Here is a 20,338-nt window from a genome sequence, read left to right on the forward strand (position 1 = left end):
CCGGCCCCGGGCCGGCGGTCCCCCCGGGGAGGCAGCGCCTGATGGAGTGGTTGCTGCTGGCCGCGGGCCTGCTCCTGATCCTGGGCACGGGCTTCTTCGTGGCCGTGGAGTTCTCCCTCGTGGCCCTGGACCAGACCACGGTCCGCCGCGCGATCGCCGAGGGCGACCGGGCGGCCGAGCCCCTGCTGAAGTGTCTCAAGTCCCTGTCCACGCAGCTCTCCAGCTGCCAGCTGGGCATCACCCTCACCACCCTGCTCACCGGGTACACCCTGGACCTGGCGCTGCAGTCCTTCCTGCGCGAGCCGATCGTCGAGCTGACCGGCCTGTCCGTGACCGCCGCCGGCGGGGTCACGCTGGCCCTGTCCATGCTCATCTCCACGCTGCTGTCGATGCTGCTGGGGGAGCTGGTCCCGAAGAACTGGGCCATCGCGGAGGCCTTCCGGGTGGGCCGGGTCGTCGCCCGCCCGCAGCTGCTGTTCACCGCGGTGTTCAAGCCCTTCGTGCTCGCGCTCAACGGCGTCGCCAACCGGGTCCTGCACCTGTTCGGCATGGAGGCCAAGGAGGAGCTCTCCGGGGCGCGCTCGCCCGAGGAGCTGTCCTCGATGGTGCGCCGCTCCGCGAAGATGGGCACGCTCGACGTCGGCACCGCCACCTTCGTGGCCAAGACGCTGACCTTCGCCGAGCGCACCGCCGCGGACGTGATGACGCCGCGCATCCGCGTGCAGATGCTCGACTCCCACGAGTCCGTGGCGGACGTCGTGGCGCTGGCCTCCCGCACCGGGCACTCCCGCTTCCCCGTCATGGACGACTCCCCGGACGACGTCCGCGGCGTGGTGCACATCAAGAAGGCCGTGGCCGTGCCGTCGGAGCGCCGGACCGCCCTGGAGTGCGGGGCGATCATGGAGGAGGTCCTGCGGGTGCCCGAGACCGTGCACCTGGACTCGCTGCTCGTGCAGCTGCGCTCCGGCGGGCTGCAGATGGCCGTGGTCGTCGACGAGTGGGGCGGCACCGCCGGCGTCGTCACCCTCGAGGACCTCGTGGAGGAGGTCGTCGGGGAGGTCTCGGACGAGCACGACCGGCTCACCCTCGGGGCCCTGCAGTCGGCCACCGGAGAGTGGTACTTCCCCGGTCTGATGCGCCCCGACGAGGTCTCCGAGCAGATCACCGAGCTCGACATCGAGGACGGCCCCGCCTACGAGACCATGGGCGGGTTCATGATGGACCGGCTCGGGCAGATCCCGAGGCCCGGGGACGCCGTGCCCGTCCAGGGCGGGACGCTGGAGGTCGCCCGGATGGACGGCCGGCGCGTGGACCGCATCCGCTTCGTCCCGTCCGCGGACGGCCAGCAGGACGCGGGAGCCGCCGCGGCCGGGGAGGAGGCACGATGAGCGACTGGGCAGGCCTGGCGTGGCTGGTGGTCCTCCTGGCCGGCAACGCCTTCTTCGTGGGCGGCGAGTTCGCCGTCATGTCCGCGCGGCGCAGCCAGATCGAGCCGCTCGCCGAGGCCGGGAACAAGCGTGCGCGCACCGCGCTGTACGCGATGGAGCGGGTCTCCCTCATGCTGGCCTGCTGCCAGCTGGGCATCACGGTGTGCTCGCTGCTGATCCTCAACATCTCCGAGCCCGCCCTGCACCACATCGTCTCCGGGCCGCTGGAGCACCTGGGCGTGCCCGTCGAGGTGGCCGACGTCAGCGGGTTCCTCACGGCACTGGTCGTGGTCACCTTCCTGCACGTGGTCTTCGGCGAGATGGTGCCCAAGAACATGTCCGTCTCGGCCGCCGACCGCGCGGTGCTGCTGCTGGCCCCGCCGCTGGTGTTCGTCTCGCGGGTGGTCAAGCCCGTCATCGCGACGCTGAACTGGTCGGCCAACCACGTCCTGAAGCTCATGGGCATCGAGCCGAAGGACGAGGTGTCCTCGACCTTCACCCTCGACGAGCTGCAGTCCATCGTCGCGGAGTCCACGAAGGAGGGCACCGTGGCCGACCAGACCGGCCTGCTCTCCGGGGCCCTGGAGTTCTCCACGAAGCGCACCGCCGACGTCATGGTCCCGCTGCGCGAGCTCGTCACCCTGCCGGAGGACGTGTCCCCGGCGGAGGTCGAGAAGGCGGTGGCCCGCACCGGCTTCTCGCGCTTCGCCCTGACCGAGGACGACGGCGTGCTCAACGGCTACCTGCACATCAAGGACGTGCTCTCCATCCCGGGCAGCCGGTACAACGAGCCCGTGCCGGTGACCCGGGTCCGCTCCCTGGCCAACCTGCGCCCCGAGATCGAGATCGACGACGCCCTCGCCGCGATGCAGCGCACGGGCTCGCACCTGGCCCGCGTGGTCGACGCGGGCGGGCGGACGCTGGGCGTGCTGTTCCTCGAGGACGTCATCGAGGAGCTCGTGGGCGAGATCCGCGACACCACGCAGGACCGCCGCCAGCGCCGCGGGGACCGGGTCGACTCCTCGGAGCCGCCGGGCTGACCTGCGGGGCTGTCCTGCAGGGCTGCACCGCCGGGCTGGGCCGCCGCGCGCCGGAGGGCTCAGGCCAGGATCCGCACCGCCGCGGGGAGCACGTCCACCCGCACGGGCAGCGGGCCGAGGCGCTCCCCGTCGGCGTAGGCGGTGATCCCCGGCGCCGTCACGCGCACCGAGCGCACCCGCTCGGTGCGCACGCTGGGCAGGGCGACATGGCGGCCCGAGAACAGCCGCGGGAACAGGACCAGGAACCTCGCCCGGCCCAGGGGCGCCACGGTGAACAGCTCCAGCAGCCTGTCGTCCTCCCGGGCACCGGGCACGACGGGCAGCCCACCGCCGATCGAGGAGGTGTTGGCCACGTTCAGCAGCACCCCCGTCCGGTCCTCCGTGCGGCGCCGTCCCGCGGCGTCCTCGACCTCCAGCCGGTAGGCGATGGTGCGCAGCCGCACGATCTCCACGAGGACGGCCAGCAGGTACCTGCCGGGCCCGGTCAGACGCGGCCAGCGGTTGGCGCGCTCGTTGACCACGGCGTCGAAGCCGGCGCACAGGGCGGTCCCGAAGCAGCGGGTGCGCCCGTCCGGGAAGCGGACGCGGCCGACGTCGAGCCGGCGCGGGACCGGGTCGTCGAGCCGGCGCAGGATCCGTCCGGCCGCGCCCACCGGGTCCCGCAGGGGAACGGCGAAGTGCCGGGCCAGGTCGTTGCCGGTGCCGCAGGGCACCACGCCCAACGGGATCTCGATGCCCTGCTCGGCGAGCTCCACGAGCACCTCCAAGCCGGCCTGCACCATCCCGTCCCCGCCCACGACCACCAGGGCGCGGGTGGAGAGGGCGGCGGCGCGGAGCCGGTCGCGGACCAGCGTCATCAGGGTGCCGAGGTCCCCCGCCGAGAGCACCACGGCGTCGTCGCCGCCGGTGCGGAGCAGGTCCGCGGCCAGGTGCGCCTCCGCGAGGGCACGGCCGCGGCCGGCGCGGGGGTTGACGGCGAGGACGAAGGTGCCGCGGGGGAGCGCGGGCTCAGCCATCGGTGCGCCGCGCGCTGCAGGCGGCGCACAGGCCGGTGATCTCGACGGTGTGGTCCACCTCGGTGAAGCCGTGGGCGGCGGCGGTGCGCCCGGCCCACTCCTCGACCGTGGGGGCTTCCAGCTCCACGGCGGCGCCGCAGCGGCGGCAGACCAGGTGGTGGTGGTGGTGGTCCGCCGCGCAGCGGCGGTAGATCGCCTCGCCGTCGCCGCCGCGCAGGACGTCCAGCTCGCCGAGCTCGGACATCGACTGCAGGATCCGGTAGGTGGTGGCCAGGGAGACGGACTCACCGCGCTCGCGCAGCAGGGCGTGCAGGTCCTGGGTGGAGATGAAGTCCTCGAGGGAGGCCAGGGCCTGGCTGACGGCACGGCGCTGCCGGGTGTTGCGGACCTCACCGCCCCCGCTGGTTCGCACGCTCACGCCTCGTCCTCTCGTCGGTCTGCTCCGCCGGGCGGCCCGGCCCGGGCGCCGGCGCCCGGACGCGTCCGGGCGAGCCACCAGCTTAACAAGGCCGGTGCCGGCCCGCTCCCGGGGCCGGGCTAGGCTGGGCCCATGGAGCTGATCAAGTACACCCACTCGTGCGTCCGGCTCGAGAACGAGGGCCGGGTCCTGGTCATCGACCCGGGCAACTTCTCCGGGCCGGAGGAGCTGGCGCGGGCCCTCGACGGGGCGGACGTGCTGCTCGTGACCCACGTGCACCCGGACCACCTGGACGCCGAGCCCGTGCAGGAGCACCTGCGGGCGCACCCGGAGATCCAGGTGCACGCCCCGGCGCCCGTGGCCGCCGGGCTGCGGGAGGCGCTCGGGGAGGAGGCCTCCGTGCATGACGCGGCGCCGGAGACGGTGCTGGAGCTGGACGGCTTCACGGTCCGGACCTTCGGCGGTCAGCACGCCCTGATCCATCCGCTGATCCACACCGTCGACAACGTGGGGTACCTGGTCAACGACACCGTCTACCACCCCGGCGACTCCTTCGTGGTGCCGCACGGGGTGGAGGTCCCGGTGCTGCTCGCCCCGATCCACGCGCCGTGGAACAAGCTCTCGGAGGTCGTCGACTTCGTCGTGGCCGTGCGCCCGCGCCAGGTCTTCCAGATCCACGACGGACTGCTCTCGGCCAACGGCTTCGGCATCATCGAGGGTCAGCTGACGGCGTTCGCCGCCAAGTACGGGGCCGAGTACCGCCACCTGGACACCGGGGAGCGCGTGCGGCTGCAGCCGCCCCGCCCCGTGCCGGGCCGGCGCGCCGAACGCGCGGACGGCGGCGCCGCGGCCGCCACCCCACGGACCTGACCGCGGACACCCCGTCCGCACGAGGAGCGAAGGAGCACCTGTGAGCACCGTGTTCACCAAGATCATCGAGGGGGAGATCCCCGGCCGCTTCGTGTGGCAGGACGAGCGCTGCGTGGCGTTCCTGTCCATCGAACCGCTCGGGCCGGGGCACACGCTGGTGGTCCCGCGCGAGGAGTACGACCACTGGATCGACCTGCCCGAGGACCTGGCCGCCCACCTGATGGTGGTCTCCTGGAGGATCGGCCGGGCCCTCGACGCCGTGTGGCGGCCCGCGCGAGTCGGCCAGATGATCCAGGGCTTCGAGGTCCCGCACACCCACGTGCACGTGTGGCCCGCGAACTCCGTCGAGCAGTTCCAGTTCGCCAACGCGGACCGGCACCCGGACGCGGCCGCGATGGACGAGGCCGCCAGGCGGATCCGGGCGGCCCTGGCCGACGCCGGGCACGGCAGCTCGGTCCCGCAGCCCTGACCCGGCGCGCCGGGGCGGACCCCGGCGCGCGGGCCCGTGCGGGTCAGGCCCGGGCGGCCTCCAGCGCGTCCTTGAGCGCCTTGCGGATCCGCTTCTCCGACACCGTGTGGGCGGTGCCCAGCTCCTGGGCGAACAGGGAGACCCGCAGCTCCTCGATCATCCAGGCCACCCGGCCCAGCTCGTCGGGCACCGGCGCCGAGGGCGGCAGGGTGTCCAGCGCGGCGTCGTAGTCGTCCTCGAGCTTCTGCACCGCGAGCATGTTCACCGTGTCCCGCTGCAGGTGCCCCGCGAGCTTCTCCAGCCGCACCTCCATGGCCCGCACGTAGCGGGGCAGGTGCTGGAGCTGGTCGTAGCCGGTGGCGGCCACGAACCCGGGGTGCACCAGGTGCTCGAGCTGGGCCTTGACGTCGTTGAGCGAGTTCACCGCGGCGAGGGAGGGCGCCCGCTTCAGCTGCCTGCGGATCCGCGCGGCACCGGAGAGCACCTGCTCCACCAGCGCGGTGACCTGGAAGACCGTGTCGATGAGCTCGGCCCGCACGTGCTCGTGCAGGGTGTCGTACGCCGCGCGCGTGAACGGCGGCTCGGACGGGGTGAGCTTGTCGATCGCCGCGACCGTGCAGTCGGCGATGAGCTCGGTCACGGACCCGTGCGGGTTCTGCGTGAAGACGAGCTTCTCCTTGTTGTTGAGGTGCTCGAGCACGTACCGCTCGGGGGAGGGCACGCGCAGCACCAGCAGGGTGATCACCCCGCGCCGCTGGGCGGCCCGCTGCTCCGCCGCCGAGGACAGGATGCGCACCGCCACGGTGGCGTCCCGGCCCGGGGTCCGCCGGCCCGGCTGCCGGTCCGCGGCTCCCCGCGGCCGCTCGGGGACGAGGGCCGGCCAGCCGGTGATCCGCTGGCCCGCCACGGTCGTCTCCACGCTGCGCGGCAGGTCGGGCTCCGGCCACGCGGTCAGGCCCGTGCGCTCCAGCGACGGCGCCGCCGGGCCGGCCGCAGGCCGCGGGGCGGGGGAGGGCCGGTCCGTGCGCCCGGAGGCCCCGGACGGCGCGGCACCGGCCCCGTCGGCCGAGGGGACCGCGCCGAGGGACTCGGCCAGGGCCGCCCGGATCTCGTCGTGCAGCTCGGCCTTGAGCTGCTCCAGGTCCTGGCCCTCGCCGAGCACCCGGTTGCGGCGGTCCCGCACCTCGAAGCGCATCCGCAGGTGCGCCGGGACCGCGTCCCGGTTCCAGGACCCGGGGGGCACCACGTGGCCCCTGAGCCGGCGCAGCACCAGCTCCAGGGACGGCTCCAGGGCGTCGACGGCGGGGTCGAAGTCCTCCTGGAGCATCCGTACGGCCTGGCGGGCGACGTCCGGGGCGGGCACGAAGTTGCGCCGCACGGCCTTGGGCAGCGACTTGATGAGCGCGGTCACCAGCTCCGTGCGGAGGCCGGGGATCTGCCACTCGAACTGCGCGGGGTCGAGCTGGTTGAGGAACAGCACGGGCACCCGCACGGTCACCCCGTCGGCCTGGTCCGCGCCCGGGGCGAACTCGTAGACGAGGTCCAGCACAAGCTCCCCGTCGGCGGTCCGGCGCACCCACTGCCGCGGGTACAGGGACTCGTCGTAGTCGCGGGCGTCCTCGGCGATCAGGTCCTCGGGGTCGAGGTCGAGCAGGTGCTCGTCCTGGTGCCGGGCCTTCTTCCACCAGGCGTCGAAGTGCCGGGCCGAGACCACCGACGCCGGGATCCGGGCGTCGTAGAACGCGAACAGGGCCTCGTCCTCGACGCGCAGGTCCTTGCGGCGCAGCCGGTTCTCGAGCTCCTCGACCTCCGCCAGGCGCTTGCGGTTGCGCGCCCAGAACCGGTGCCGCGTCTGCCAGTCGCCCTCGACGAGCGCGTGGCGGATGAACAGCTCCCGCGCCAGGTCAGGGTCCACCCGCCAGAAGTTGATCCGGCGCTGGGCCACCACGGGGACGCCGTAGAGGGTGACCTTCTCGTAGGCCATCACGGAGCCCTGGGCGCGGGACCAGTGCGGCTCCGAGACGCTGCGCTTGACCAGGTGGGGAGCCAGCTCCTCGGCCCACAGGGGGTCGATCGCCGCGTTGACGCGGGCCCACAGCCGGGAGGTCTCCACCAGTTCCGCGGACATGATCCAGTCCGGGGACTTCTTGAACAGGTTGGAGCCGGGGAAGACGGCGAACCGGGAGCCGCGGGCGCCCTGGTACTCGCGCTTGCGCTCGTCCTTGAGCCCGATGTGGCTGAGCAGGCCGGCCAGCAGCGAGACGTGGATCTCCCGCTCCTTCCCGGACGGGTCCACCTCCCGGCCCTTGCCGACCCGGATGCCGACCTGCTGACCCATCTGGCGCAGCTGGGCGTAGAGGTCCTGCCACTCGCGGATCCGCAGGAAGTTCAGGAACTCCCGCTGGCACAGCTTCCGGAACCGGGTCGAGGAGAGCTCCTCCTGCTGCTCCTGGACGTAGCGCCACAGCAGCAGCCAGCTGGTGAAGTCGGAGTTCTCGTCGAAGAAGCGCTTGTGCAGCTCGTCGGCCTGCTGCCGCTTCTCCAGGGGACGCTCCCGGGGGTCCTGGACGGTCAGCGCCGCCGCGAGCACCATGACCTCCCGGGCGCAGCCCCGCCGGTCCGCCTCCACGATCATCCGGCCCAGCCGGGGGTCCACCGGCAGCTGCGCCAGCTGGCGTCCGACCGGGGTCAGCGGCCCGCCCGCGTCGTCGTCCCGGCGCTCCCGCGGGGCGGTGCCCCGGGCCTCCTTCAGGGCGCCGAGCTCCCGCAGCAGCGCCACGCCGTCCTTGACGGCCCGCGACTCCGGCGGCTCCACGAACGGGAAGCGCTCGATGTCCCCGGGCTCCTTGACGACCCCCACGGAGGTCATCTGCAGGATCACGGACGCGAGGCTGGTGCGCAGGATCTCGGGGTCGGTGAACTCCGGGCGGGAGAGGTAGTCCTCCTCCGCGTAGAGGCGGATGCAGATGCCGTCCGAGACGCGCCCGCAGCGGCCCGCCCGCTGGTTCGCGGAGGCCTGGGAGATGCGCTCGATCGGCAGCCGCTGCACCTTGGTGCGCGCCGAGTACCGGGAGATGCGGGCGGTGCCGGGGTCGATGACGTACTTGATGCCCGGGACGGTCAGGGACGTCTCGGCCACGTTGGTGGCCAGCACGATCCGCCGCCGGCCGGACGGGGCGAACACCCGGTGCTGCTCGGCCATGGACAGCCGGCCGAACAGGGGGAGGACCTCGGCGTCGGCCATCCCCCGGATCCGTTTCAGCGCGGCCTGCAGCGCCTCCTGGGCGTCGCGGATCTCGCGCTCGCCGGCGAAGAAGATCAGGATGTCCCCGGGCGGCTCGTGCGAGAGCTCCTCGACCGCGTCGCACACCGCGTCGATCGGGTCGCGGTCCTCGTCCTCGAGGCCGTCGCCGGCGTCCTCGGCGTCCGGCCCGCCGTCCCCGGACCGGGGCTCGGAGAGCGGGCGCCAGCGGATCTCCACGGGGTAGGTGCGCCCGGACACCTCGATGACCGGCGCCGGCTCGGGCTCCCCGGCGGCGGCGTCCGGTCCGGCCGCGCCGGTGGGCTCCGGGGCGAAGTGCCGGGCGAAGCGGTCTGGGTCGATCGTGGCCGAGGTGATGATGACCTTGAGGTCGGGGCGCCGGGGCAAGATCCGCCGCAGGTAGCCCAGCAGGAAGTCGATGTTCAGCGAGCGCTCGTGCGCCTCGTCGATGATGATCGTCGAGTACCGGCGCAGCAGCCGGTCGTGCTGGATCTCGGCGAGCAGGATGCCGTCGGTCATCAGCTTGATCCGGGAGTCCGCGCCCACCTCGGAGGTGAAGCGCACCTGGTAGCCGACGGTCCCGCCGATCTTCTCGCCCAGCTCCGAGGCGATCCGCTCCGCCACCGAGCGCGCGGCGATCCGCCGCGGCTGGGTGTGCCCGATCAGCCCCTGCTCGCCCAGGCCGAGCTCGAGGCACATCTTCGGGATCTGCGTGGTCTTGCCGGAGCCGGTCTCACCGGCGATCACGACGACCTGGTGCTCGGAGATCGCGCGCTTGATGTCCTCCCGGCGCGCGGAGACCGGGAGGTCCTCGGGGTAGACGACGGTGCGGGGGCGGCTGGGCGATGCTGGCATGACCCCCCGATCCTACCGGCGACGGGCCCCGGTCCGGGCCCGGGCGCGGTGGACGATCCGGGCCCGGCGGTCCGCCGGCGGAGCCGTTCTGTCATCATTTGTGAGCTGCCTCTCATTTCTCGACCGAACGGCAGGTAATATTCCTGACATCACCCGTTCCAGAAAGGACACACCATGCAGCGACTGTTCCCGTTGACGGCGGCCCTCGCCTCCTCCGCCCTCCTCCTCACGGCCTGCGGCGGCTCCGACAGCTCGGGCGCCGCCGGCTCCGGGGAGTCGGGCGCGGCCGTCGAGGAGGCCACCGTCGGGATCAGCCAGTTCGTGGAGCACCCCTCCCTCGACGCCGCCCGCGAGGGCTTCGTCGCCGCGCTGGAGGAGGGCGGCTACACGGAGGGCGAGAACCTCACCCTCGACCTCCAGAACGCCTCGGGCGACCAGGGCACCTCCACCAGCATCGCCTCGAACCTCGCCGGCTCCGACGCCGACCTCGTCCTGGCCATCGCGACCCCCTCGGCCCAGGGCGTGGCCCAGGCCGTCACCGACCGGCCCGTGCTCTTCACCGCCGTGACCGACCCGGTCGAGGCGGGGCTCGTGGAGTCCCTGGAGAACCCCGGGGGCAACGTCACGGGCACCACGGACATGAACCCCGTGGCCGAGCAGATCGCGCTGATCAAGCAGCTCGACCCGGACGCGAAGTCCGTGGGCATCATCTACAGCTCGGGCGAGACCAACTCGCAGGTCCAGGTGGAGATGGCCAAGGAGGCCGCCGCCGAGGAGGGCCTGGAGGTCGTCGAGAAGGCCGTGACCAACACCTCCGAGGTCGCCCAGGCCGCCGAGTCCTTCGACACGGACGCGATCTACGTGCCCACCGACAACAAGGTGGTCTCCGGCCTGGAGGCGGTCATCTCCGCCGCCGAGGCCAAGCAGATCCCGCTGATCGCGGGCGAGGGCGACTCCGTGGAGCGCGGCGCCCTCATCACCAAGGGCATCGACTACGAGCAGCTCGGGCGCCAGACCGGGGAGATGGCCGTGCGGATCCTCGCCGAGGGCGCCGACCCGGCCACCATGCCCGTGGAGTCCCAGGAGGAGACCGAACTGGTCATCAACATGCAGGCCGCCGAGCGGATGGGCGTGGAGGTCCCGCAGGAGCTGCAGGACTCCGCCGCGCAGGTCATCGAGTAGGCCCCCGGACGGGCCCGCACCGTGTCCCCGGCGCCCGGTGACCCCGGGCGCCGGCCGGCCCGGGCCCACCCCACCACAGTCGGGGCGCCCCCGCCCGATCGGCGGCGGCGCCCCGTGTCCCACCAATCAGAACGGATCCACCAGAAGTGATAGCCGGTATCGAACTCGGACTGCTCTACGCGGTCATGGCGCTGGGCGTCTACCTCACGTTCCGGGTGCTCGACTTCCCCGACCTGACGGTCGACCAGTCCTTCACCACGGGCGCCGCCACCACGGCGATGATCATCCTCGGCGGCGGCAGCCCCTGGCTGGCCACCGCCGCCGGCTTCGTGACCGGCGCGCTCGCCGGGCTGATCACGGGCCTGCTCCACACCAAGGCCCACATCAACGGGCTGCTCGCGGGCATCCTCACCATGACCGCCCTGTACTCCATCAACCTGCGCGTGATGGACGGGCGGGCCAACCTGTCCCTGCTGCGCGAGGACACGATCTTCACCCCCCTCGCCGAGCTGGGCGTGCAGGGCACGTGGATCGGCATCGCCCTGTTCCTGCTGGGCGTGGCCGTGGTGAAGGTGCTGCTCGACTGGTTCCTCTACACCGACGCCGGCCTGGCCATGCAGGCCACCGGCGACAACCCGGAGATGATCCGCTCCTTCGGGGTGAACACGGACCACCAGAAGATGCTGGGTCTGTGCCTGTCCAACGGGCTGGTGGGCCTGGCCGGGTCCCTCGTGGCCCAGTACCAGGGCTTCGCCGACATCGGCATGGGCATCGGCCTGATCGTCGTCGGGCTCGCCTCCGTGATCCTGGGCCAGGGCCTGTTCGGCTCGCGCACCGTGGTCGTCGCCACCCTCGCGGTGGTCCTCGGCTCGATCGTCTACCGCCTGGTGATCACCGTCGCACTGCAGGCCGGGCTCAACCCGTCCGACATGAAGCTGATCTCCGCGGTCCTGGTGGTGCTCGCCCTGGTGGTCCCGCAGATGCAGTTCTTCCGGCGCCGCCGGGAACGGCACCTGGCGAGCCAAGCGGCACAGCTCGTCGACGACCTGACCGACACGCCCGCGACCACGAAGGCAGGTGCCTGAGCCGTGCTCACCATCGACAACGTCCACAAGACGTTCTTCGCCGGGACCGTCAACGAGCGCCGCGCCCTCGCCGGCGTCTCGCTGACCCTGCAGGAGGGCGACTTCCTCACCGTGATCGGCTCCAACGGCGCCGGGAAGTCCACGATCCTCAACGCGATCTCCGGCACCCTCATCCCGGACACCGGCACCGTGCGCGTGGACGACACCGACGTCACCCGGCTGCCCGAGCACAAGCGGGCCCGGTACCTCTCCCGGGTCTTCCAGGACCCCATGAAGGGCTCCTCGCCGACGATGACGGTGGAGCAGAACATGGCCATCGCCCTCCAGCGGGGAAAGCAGCGCGGACTCGTCCCGGGACTCACCGGCGCGCGCCGGCAGCTGTTCCGGGACAAGCTCGCCAGCCTCGAGCTCGGGCTGGAGAACCGGCTGGGCGCGAAGGTCGGCCTGCTCTCGGGCGGTCAGCGCCAGGCCCTGTCCCTGCTCATGGCCACGTTCTCCGAGCCGCGCATCCTGCTCCTCGACGAGCACACCGCGGCCCTCGACCCGCAGCGGGCGGACCTCGTGTCCCGGCTCACGGCGGACATCGTGGCCGAGCAGCGCCTGACCACGGTGATGGTCACGCACAACATGGAGCAGGCGCTGCGCCTGGGCAACCGGCTGATCATGATGCACGAGGGGCGGGTGCTCTTCGAGCTCGACGCCGCCCAGAAGCAGACCATGACCGTGCCGGGCCTGCTGGAGCAGTTCCGCCGGCTCCAGCCGGGGGCGGAGCAGGGCGCCTTCGACGACGCTACGCTGTTCGAGAGCGTCAAGACCGAGGACGGCCACTGACCGCACGTCCGTGACCGGCACCGACGGGGCGGACGGGGCGGGCCGGACACGGCCCGCCCCGTCGCCGTTCCCCGCGCGACCCCACCAGCCCAGGAGGCCCCGACCGTGCCCGAGTCCACCGAGCAGCAGCGCGCCCGCCGCCGACGCACCGGGGGGTGGATGCTGGCCGTGGGGGTGGTGGCCCTGTTCGCCTCCACGTTCACGGTGCCCGAGGCGCTCCACGACCTGGCCCGCGTCTCGGCCGGGCAGGAGGCCGGGCTGACCACGCGCGGGGTGGTGGTCACCGTGGTGGGTGCTGCGACCCTGCTCGGCGGCGGGGCCCTGGCGATCCTCGGCTTCAACTGGCGGCGGTCGGTGGGGGAGGGCCCCCACCCGGAGGACCTGCTGCTCGACGAGCAGTTCGGCGACGCGCCCGTGCGCCCGTACGACCCCGACGAGCTCCGCCGCCGGCCGCGGCGCCTCGATCCCGAGGACGGGCCGCGGGACGACCGGTCCTGACCCCGTGGGTCAGCCGCGCAGGCCCGCCCGGCCGGAGGCGTCCTCCGCGGCCGCCGGGGAGACCCCGTCCGCGGTGACGTCCTCGCGGCCCGGGGCCCCGGGGCGCCGGCCGGTCAGCCGGGCGACGGCGTAGAGCAGGGCCCCGGCCCCGATCAGGATCCCGCCGCGCCACCACACCTCGGCGCTCTGCTGGGACAGCAGGACGAGGCAGGACAGCACGGCCAGCACGGGCAGCGGCGTCCAGGCGCGGAAGTGCTCGTGCGCCACCGGCTCCCGCCGCAGCACGAGCACGGCGATGTTGGAGCTGAGGAAGACGAACAGCAGCAGCAGCACCAGGGTCTCGGCCAGGACCACGACCCCGCCGGTGGTGGTGAGCACGACGGCCACGGCCGTGGTCGCGGCGATCGCCGCCCATGGGGTGCCGCGCCGCGGCAGGACCCGCCGGAAGGCCCGGGGGAGCAGCCCCTGCACCCCCATCCCGTAGGCCAGCCGGCTGGCCATGATCATGGTCAGCAGGGCACCGTTGGCCACCGCGACGAGCGCGAAGAGGCTGAACAGCCAGCCCGGGACGGCGATGCCGGAGGCGGCGACGACGTCGAGCAGCGGGGCGCTCGAGGCCGCGAGCCGCTCCGCCGGCAGCACGACGGACGCCGCCGTGCCCACCAGCACGTACATCACCCCGGCCGCCGCCAGCGCGCCGAACAGCGCCCGGGGGTAGGTGCGCGAGGGCTCCCGGAGCTCCTCCGCGACGTTGGCGGAGGTCTCGAAGCCCACGAAGGAGTAGTAGGCCAGCAGCGCCCCGCCGAGGACCGCGGGCAGCGGGTCCACGCCCTCCCCGAAGCTCAGCGCCCGACCGGGGTCGCCCTCGCCCCGGCCGAGCAGGAGGGCCGCGGCGACGACGACGATCAGCAGGCCGGTCAGCTCCACCGCGGTCATGACGACGTTGGCCCGCAGGGACTCCTTGATGCCGCGCGCGTTCAGCAGGGCCACCAGGACCAGGAAGACCGCGGCGCCGGCCGTCGGCGGGACGTCGAGGAAGACCGAGAGGTAGTCGCCGCTGAAGGCCAGGGCCAGGGCGGCCGCGCTGACCACGCCGGCCGCGAGCATGCAGTACCCGACGAGGTAGGAGACGAGGGGCACGCCGAAGGCCCGCTCGGCGAACACCGCCGCGCCCCCCGCCCTCGGGTACTTGGTGACCAGTTCGGCGTAGGAGGCCGCGGTCAGCAGCGCAAGCACCAGGGCCAGCAGCATGGGCGCCCAGGTCACGCCCCCGACCCGGCCCGCGATGGTGCCCACTAGGGCGTAGACGCCGGCGCCGAGGACGTCGCCGAGGATGAACAGGAACAGGAGCGGTCCCGTGATGTCCCGCTTCAGGGCGGAACCGACAGTGTGCTGTTGAGTCATGGGGGCACTCTATGTGCCCCGCCGGGCGGGGGCGTGCGGCCGGGGCGCGGGCACGCCGGAGGGGCGACAGAGAGGGGCGACAGCGAGGTCGACAGGCGGGACGACACAGGGCCCCGGACCGTTCGGTCCGGGGCCCTGTGTCGTACGGGGTGCCCGCGGTAGGATTCGAACCTACGGCCTTCTGCTCCGGAGGCAGACGCTCTATCCCCTGAGCTACGCGGGCCTTTCACCGCCTCAGCGATGAACCTCGACGATACTAGCAGGTTTTGCGCGGCTGTCGTTCCCCGTCCGGCACGGGGCCTGTGGGGCGCCCGGTTACACTGGTCCGGTGACTCCAGAACAACTTTCTCTCGCTGTATCCGCATGCCTGCAGGACGCCGTGGCCCAGGGCGATCTCGCCCTCGCCGACGGCGCCGCGCTGCCGGAGGTGCGCATCGAGCGACCGAAGAACCGGGAGCACGGGGACTGGGCGACGAACGTCGCCATGCAGCTGGCCAAGAAGGTGGGCAGGGCCCCCCGCGACGTCGCCGCCGTCGTGCAGGACCGGCTGCAGGGCACCCCGGGCGTGGCCGCCGTGGACGTGGCCGGCCCGGGATTCCTCAACATCACCCTCGACGCCGCCGCCGCCGCCGGGATCGCCCGCACCGTGGTGGAGCAGGGGGAGGCCTTCGGTCGGGCGGACTCGCTGGCGGGGACGTCCATCAACCTCGAGTTCGTCTCGGCGAACCCCACCGGCCCGGTGCACCTGGGCGGCACGCGCTGGGCCGCCGTCGGCGACTCCCTCGCGCGGGTGCTCGAGGCGCAGGGTGCGGAGGTGGTGCGGGAGTACTACTTCAACGACGCCGGCGCGCAGATCGACCGCTTCGCCCGCTCCCTGCTGGCCCGCGCCCAGGGCCTGCCCGCCCCGGAGGACGGCTACGGCGGGGAGTACATCACCGAGATCGCCGAGCGGATCGTGGCCGAGAACCCCGGCGTGCTCGACTCCGGGGACCCCCAGGAGGGCTTCCGGGCCGCCGGGGTGGAGCTGATGTTCGCCGAGATCAAGTCCTCGCTGCACGAGTTCGGCGTGGACTTCGACGTGTACTTCCACGAGCAGTCGCTGTTCAGCAACGGCGCGGTGGAGGGCCTGCTGGAGCAGCTCAAGTCCTCCGGCGCCCTCTACTTCGCGGACGGGGCGTGGTGGCTGCGCTCCAGCGCCTACGGCGACGACAAGGACCGGGTGGTCGTCAAGTCCGACGGCCAGGCCGCCTACATCGCCGGGGACATCGCCTACTTCAAGAACAAGCGGGACCGCGGCGCGGACCTGTGCATCTACATGCTCGGCGCCGACCACCACGGCTACGTGGCCCGGCTCAAGGCCGCCGCGGCCGCCCTGGGCGACGCCCCGGAGCGGGTGGAGGTGCTGATCGGCCAGATGGTCAACCTGGTCAAGGACGGGGTGCCGGTGCGGATGTCCAAGCGGGCCGGCACGGTGGTGACCATGGAGGACCTCGTCGAGGCTGTCGGCGTGGACGCCGCCCGCTACTCGCTGACCCGGTTCTCCGTGGACTCCAACATCGATGTCGACCTGGACCTGCTGACCCGCCGCTCCAACGAGAACCCGGTCTTCTACGTCCAGTACGCCCACGCCCGCACCTGCGCCGTGGGCCGCAACGCCGAGGCCGCCGGGGTGTCCCGCACGGGGGCGGACGGCGAGGTCGTGTTCGACGCCGCCCTGCTCGACCACCCGATGGAGGGTGAGCTGCTCGCCGCCCTGGGCCAGTACCCCTCGGTGCTCGCGCAGGCCGCCGAGTTCCGGGAGCCGCACCGGGTGGCCCGCCACCTGGAGGTCCTCGCCGGGACCTACCACCGCTGGTACGACGTCTGCCGCGTGGCCCCGCAGGGCGACGACGACGTCACCGACCTGCACCGCACCCGGCTGTGGCTCAACGACGCCGCGCGCCAGGTCCTGGCCAACGGCCTGGGCCTGCTCGGCGTGTCGGCCCCCGAGAGGATGTGATCGCATGACCGCCCACCCCACCACCCGCCCCGGGGGCTCGCCCCTGGCCCCGCCGTGGCTCAGCGTGCCCGAGGACCTCGACGCGCTCGACCCGGCCATCTGGCCCGAGGCGTTCCGGCGCGACGCCGAGGGAGCGCTGACCGTGGCCGGGATCCCCGCCACGGAGCTCGCCGAGCGCTACGGCACCCCCTCCTACGTCTACTCCGAGGACACGTTCCGGGCGCGCGCCCGGGAGTTCCGCACGGCCTTCACCGAGGCGTTCGCGCGGATCGGGGCGGAGGTCTCCGTCTACTACGCCGGGAAGTCCTTCCTGACCACCGAGGTGGTGCGCTGGATCCGCGAGGAGGGGCTCAACGTCGACACCTCCTCGGGCGGGGAGCTGGCCGTGGCCCTGCGCGGCGGCATGGAGCCGGCCCGGATCGCGCTGCACGGCAACAACAAGTCGGCCGCCGAGATCGCCCGTGCCCTCGACAACGGGCTCGGGCGGATCGTGGTGGACTCCCTCGCCGAGATCGAGCTCGTCGCGCGCCTGGCGCGCACCCTGGGCGTCGTGGCGCCGGTGATGATCCGGGTGACCCCGGGGGTGCACGCCTCCACGCACGAGTTCATCGCCACCGCCCACGAGGACCAGAAGTTCGGCCTGTCCCTGGCCGCGCTCGAGGGCGGCGGGGACAGCCCCGCGATGCAGGCCGTCGCCGCCTGCGTGGTGGACCCCGACCTCGACCTGCGCGGCCTGCACTGCCACATCGGCTCCCAGATCTTCGACGCCGACGGCTTCGGCAAGGCCGCGGAGCGGGTGCTGACCTTCATGGCACTGGCCGACGAGCGCTTCGGACTGACCCTGCCGGAGCTCGACCTCGGCGGCGGCTACGGCATCGCCTACACCGAGGCGGACACCCCGCGCCCGGCACGCGAGATCGCCGAGTCCCTGGCGGACCAGGTGGCCGCCACGGCCCGGTCCCTGCACATGGCGGTCCCGCACCTGTCCATCGAGCCCGGCCGGGCGATCTCCGGGCCCGCCGCGTGCACCCTCTACACCGTGGGCACGCTGAAGACCGTGACCGTCGAGGACGGCGCCCGGCGGCGCTACGTGTCGGTGGACGGCGGGATGAGCGACAACGCCCGTCCCGTGCTCTACGGCGCGGACTACACCGCCGTGCTCGCCAACCGCCGTGCCGAGGGCGCCCCCGTGCTCTCCCGGGTGGTCGGCAAGCACTGCGAGTCCGGGGACGTCGTGGTCCGCGACGTCTACCTGCCCGATGACCTCGCCCCCGGCGACGTCCTGGCCGTGCCGGCCACGGGGGCCTACTGCTGGGCCCTGGCCAGCAACTACAACTGGATCGCCCGCCCGCCGGTCGTCGCCGTGCGCACCGCCGCGGACGGGCCCGAGGCCCGGCTCATCGTGCGGGGCGAGACCGAAGATGACCTGTTCGCCCGCGACCTGGGAGCCTGATTGAGCGACTCGACCCCCGCGACCCCCCGCCCGACCACGACCGTGAAGGTCGCCCTGCTCGGGGCAGGAAACGTCGGCGCCGAGGTGGCCCGCATCCTGCTCGACCACGGCACCGAGATGGCCGCCCGCGTGGGCGCCCCCCTCGAGCTGGCCGGCATCGCCGTGCGGGACCTCGCCGCGCGGCGCACGGTGGAGCTGCCCGAGGAGCTGTTCACCACCGACGCCGAGGCCCTCATCGACGCCGCGGACGTGGTCATCGAGCTCACCGGCGGCATCGAGCCCGCCCGCAGCCGCATCCTGCGCGCCCTGCACGCGGGAAAGCCCGTGATCTCGGGCAACAAGGCGCTCATCGCCCGGCACGGCCGCCAGCTGCAGGACGCGGCCGACGACGCCGGGGTGCCGCTCTCCTACGAGGCCGCCGTGGCCGGGGCGATCCCGATCGTGCGGCCCATGGCCGACTCCTTGGCGGGGGACCGGGTGGACCGCGTGCTGGGCATCATGAACGGCACCACCAACTACATCCTCGACCAGATGGACACCACGGGCGCGCAGTTCGACGACGCCCTCGCGGAGGCCCAGCGGCTGGGCTACGCCGAGGCGGACCCGACCGCCGACGTCGAGGGACACGACGCCGCGGCCAAGGCCGCGATCCTGGCGTCCCTGGCCTTCCACTCCACCTACACCATCGACGACGTCTACTGCCGCGGCATCACCGGCGTCACCGCCGAGGACGTCGCCGCGGCCGCGGAGGCCGGCTACGTCATCAAGCTCCTCGCCGTGTGCGAGCGCTGCGCGGGCGGCGTGAACCTGCGGGTCACCCCCACCATGATCCCGCGCGAGCACCCCCTGGCCGGCGTGCACGGGGCCTACAACGCCGTGTTCGTCGAGGCCGCGAACGCCGGGTCCCTGATGTTCTACGGCGCCGGCGCCGGCGGCGCCCCCACCGCCTCCGCCGTGCTGGGGGACTTCGTCTCGGCGGCCCGCCGCCTGGTGCTGGGAGCCCCCGCCCAGGGCGCGGAGCCGCACGCCCAGCTGCCCGCGGTGCCCATGGACGACGTGCGCACCAGCTTCTCCATCACCCTCACCGTGCAGGACCGTCTCGGCGTCCTGGCCCGGATCGCCCAGGTCTTCGCCGACCACGGCGTGTCCATCCACACGATGCAGCAGAAGGACGACCCGCGCGGGTCCACGCAGCGCTCCGAGATCCGCCTGGTGACCCACCGGGGCTCGAACAAGGACCTCGTGGCCACCGTGGAGTCCCTGCGCGAGCTGCCGTTCGTCGAGGACGTCACCGGCGTGATCCGCGTGGAGCACGCCGACTGACTCCCCGGCGGCGCCCTCCCGCACGGCGCCGCCCTCCCGGGGCACCAGCACCCCACCGCACCCTCCGCAGTCCACAGGAAGAGATCCAGCACATGGCACACGTCTGGCAGGGCGTCATCAACGAGTACCGGGACCGGCTGCCGGTCACCGACTCCACCGAGGTCATCACCATGGGGGAGGGCGGCACGCCGCTCATCCGCGCCCGCGCCCTGTCGGAGCTCACCGGCAACACGGTCTGGCTGAAGTTCGAGGGGATGAACCCGACCGGTTCGTTCAAGGACCGGGGCATGACCATGGCGATCACCAAGGCCAAGGAGGAGGGCGCCGAAGCCGTCGTGTGCGCCTCGACCGGCAACACCTCGGCGTCCGCCGCGGCCTACGCGAAGCAGGCCGGTCTCACCTGCGCGGTGCTCGTGCCCGAGGGACGGATCGCCATGGGCAAGCTCTCCCAGGCGGTGGCGCACGGGGCGGACATCCTCCAGGTGGACGGCAACTTCGACAACTGCCTGGAGGTCGCGCGCAAGCTCTCCGAGTCCTACCCCGTGTTCCTGGTGAACTCCGTGAACCCCCACCGGATCGAGGGGCAGAAGACCGGCGCGTTCGAGGTGGTCGACACCCTCGGCGACGCCCCGGACTACCACCTGCTGCCGGTGGGCAACGCGGGCAACATCACCGCGTACTGGAAGGGCTACCAGGAGTACGCCCGGCCCTACGACTCCGCGACCGCCGGGCAGCTGCCGGCCGCGTCGACGAAGCTGCCCGTGCTGTGGGGCTTCCAGGCCGAGGGCGCCGCCCCGCTGGTGCTCGGCCACCCGGTCACCGAGCCCGAGACCATCGCCACCGCCATCCGGATCGGCAACCCGGCGTCCTGGGACACCGCGATCGCCGCCCGGGACGAGTCCGGCGGGCTCATCGGCTCCGTCTCCGACGACGAGATCCTCGCCGCCCACCGCTGGCTCTCCGCGCGAGAGGGCGTGTTCGTGGAGCCCGGCTCCGCCGCGGGCGTGGCCGGGCTGCTCCAGAAGCACGCCGCCGGCGAGGCGCCCACCGGTGCCACGATCGTGATCACCGTGACCGGCCACGGGCTGAAGGACCCGCAGTGGGCGGTGAAGGCCGCCGAGCTGGAGGACCCCTCGCTGGTCGAGCCGAAGCGCGTGCCGTTCGACGTCGTGGCCGTGGCCGCGGCGCTGGGCCTGGAGTAGGCGC

At 73.1% G+C, this 20,338-nt stretch carries 16 protein-coding genes and 1 tRNA gene; 12 read left to right on the forward strand and 5 right to left on the reverse strand.

Going from position 1 to position 20,338, the window contains the following annotated elements; genetic code table 11:
• Nucleotides 1-41 precede the first annotated feature (41 nt).
• Complete coding sequence (locus ABL57_RS05795; RefSeq protein ID WP_047802496.1) at nucleotides 42-1,388, forward strand: hemolysin family protein; 1,347 nt, start codon at nucleotides 42-44, stop codon at nucleotides 1,386-1,388.
• Nucleotides 1,385-2,467 (forward strand): hemolysin family protein, encoded by a 1,083-nt coding sequence (locus ABL57_RS05800; protein WP_047802497.1) that lies wholly within the window; start codon nucleotides 1,385-1,387, stop codon nucleotides 2,465-2,467. The genes ABL57_RS05795 and ABL57_RS05800 overlap by 4 nt, the downstream gene beginning before the upstream one ends.
• Nucleotides 2,468-2,526: 59 nt before the next feature.
• On the opposite strand, the gene ABL57_RS05805 is transcribed toward ABL57_RS05800, so the two are convergent.
• Entirely contained in the window at nucleotides 2,527-3,483 is a 957-nt protein-coding gene (locus ABL57_RS05805) for a diacylglycerol kinase family protein (RefSeq protein ID WP_047802498.1), read from the reverse strand.
• Entirely contained in the window at nucleotides 3,476-3,901 is a 426-nt protein-coding gene (locus ABL57_RS05810) for a Fur family transcriptional regulator (RefSeq protein ID WP_047802499.1), read from the reverse strand. Before ABL57_RS05810 ends, ABL57_RS05805 begins: the two co-directional genes overlap by 8 nt.
• Nucleotides 3,902-4,033: 132 nt before the next feature.
• Here ABL57_RS05810 and ABL57_RS05815 point away from each other — a divergent pair, with 132 nt between their 5' ends.
• Nucleotides 4,034-4,771: an MBL fold metallo-hydrolase gene (locus ABL57_RS05815; protein ID WP_082157251.1), complete on the forward strand. Its 738-nt coding sequence runs from the start codon at nucleotides 4,034-4,036 to the stop codon at nucleotides 4,769-4,771.
• Nucleotides 4,772-4,811: 40 nt separating this feature from the next.
• On the forward strand, nucleotides 4,812-5,240 hold the full coding sequence (locus ABL57_RS05820) for an HIT family protein (protein ID WP_047802500.1): 429 nt from the start codon (nucleotides 4,812-4,814) through the stop codon (nucleotides 5,238-5,240).
• Between the two features lie 43 nt (nucleotides 5,241-5,283).
• Here ABL57_RS05820 and hrpA read toward each other — a convergent pair whose 3' ends face one another.
• Nucleotides 5,284-9,357, reverse strand: coding sequence for an ATP-dependent RNA helicase HrpA (gene hrpA / locus ABL57_RS05825; protein WP_047802501.1), 4,074 nt, complete (start codon nucleotides 9,355-9,357; stop codon nucleotides 5,284-5,286).
• Nucleotides 9,358-9,531: 174 nt separating this feature from the next.
• On the opposite strand from hrpA, the gene ABL57_RS05830 reads away from it, so the two are divergent.
• The 4 genes from ABL57_RS05830 (at nucleotide 9,532) to ABL57_RS05845 (ending at nucleotide 12,953) form a co-directional block, all read left to right on the forward strand.
• Nucleotides 9,532-10,539, forward strand: a complete 1,008-nt coding sequence (locus ABL57_RS05830) for an ABC transporter substrate-binding protein (protein WP_047802502.1) — start codon at nucleotides 9,532-9,534, stop codon at nucleotides 10,537-10,539.
• Between the two features lie 146 nt (nucleotides 10,540-10,685).
• A complete protein-coding gene (locus ABL57_RS05835; protein ID WP_047802503.1) occupies nucleotides 10,686-11,624 on the forward strand; it encodes an ABC transporter permease in 939 nt (312 codons plus the stop codon).
• 3 nt (nucleotides 11,625-11,627) lie between these two features.
• Nucleotides 11,628-12,455, forward strand: coding sequence for an ABC transporter ATP-binding protein (locus ABL57_RS05840; RefSeq protein ID WP_047802504.1), 828 nt, complete (start codon nucleotides 11,628-11,630; stop codon nucleotides 12,453-12,455).
• Between the two features lie 105 nt (nucleotides 12,456-12,560).
• Entirely contained in the window at nucleotides 12,561-12,953 is a 393-nt protein-coding gene (locus ABL57_RS05845) for a hypothetical protein (RefSeq protein WP_053004779.1), read from the forward strand.
• Nucleotides 12,954-12,962: 9 nt separating this feature from the next.
• Here the strand turns inward: ABL57_RS05845 and ABL57_RS05850 are convergent, their stop codons facing one another.
• Together ABL57_RS05850 and ABL57_RS05855 are read right to left on the reverse strand one after the other, a co-directional pair.
• Entirely contained in the window at nucleotides 12,963-14,357 is a 1,395-nt protein-coding gene (locus ABL57_RS05850) for an APC family permease (RefSeq protein WP_047802505.1), read from the reverse strand.
• 150 nt (nucleotides 14,358-14,507) lie between these two features.
• Nucleotides 14,508-14,580, reverse strand: a tRNA-Arg gene (locus tag ABL57_RS05855).
• Nucleotides 14,581-14,685: 105 nt separating this feature from the next.
• Here ABL57_RS05855 and argS point away from each other — a divergent pair.
• The 4 genes from argS (at nucleotide 14,686) to thrC (ending at nucleotide 20,334) form a co-directional block, all read left to right on the forward strand.
• A complete protein-coding gene (gene argS, locus ABL57_RS05860; RefSeq protein WP_047802506.1) occupies nucleotides 14,686-16,356 on the forward strand; it encodes an arginine--tRNA ligase in 1,671 nt (556 codons plus the stop codon).
• 4 nt (nucleotides 16,357-16,360) lie between these two features.
• Nucleotides 16,361-17,809 (forward strand): diaminopimelate decarboxylase, encoded by a 1,449-nt coding sequence (gene lysA / locus ABL57_RS05865; protein WP_047802507.1) that lies wholly within the window; start codon nucleotides 16,361-16,363, stop codon nucleotides 17,807-17,809.
• Nucleotides 17,810-19,132: a homoserine dehydrogenase gene (locus tag ABL57_RS05870; protein WP_047802508.1), complete on the forward strand. Its 1,323-nt coding sequence runs from the start codon at nucleotides 17,810-17,812 to the stop codon at nucleotides 19,130-19,132.
• Nucleotides 19,133-19,224: 92 nt separating this feature from the next.
• Nucleotides 19,225-20,334: a threonine synthase gene (gene thrC, locus ABL57_RS05875; protein WP_047802509.1), complete on the forward strand. Its 1,110-nt coding sequence runs from the start codon at nucleotides 19,225-19,227 to the stop codon at nucleotides 20,332-20,334.
• Nucleotides 20,335-20,338: the final 4 nt, after the last annotated feature.

The sequence above is a fragment of the Kocuria sp. SM24M-10 genome (assembly GCF_001027955.1).
In the GTDB taxonomy this organism is placed as follows: domain Bacteria; phylum Actinomycetota; class Actinomycetes; order Actinomycetales; family Micrococcaceae; genus Kocuria; species Kocuria oceani.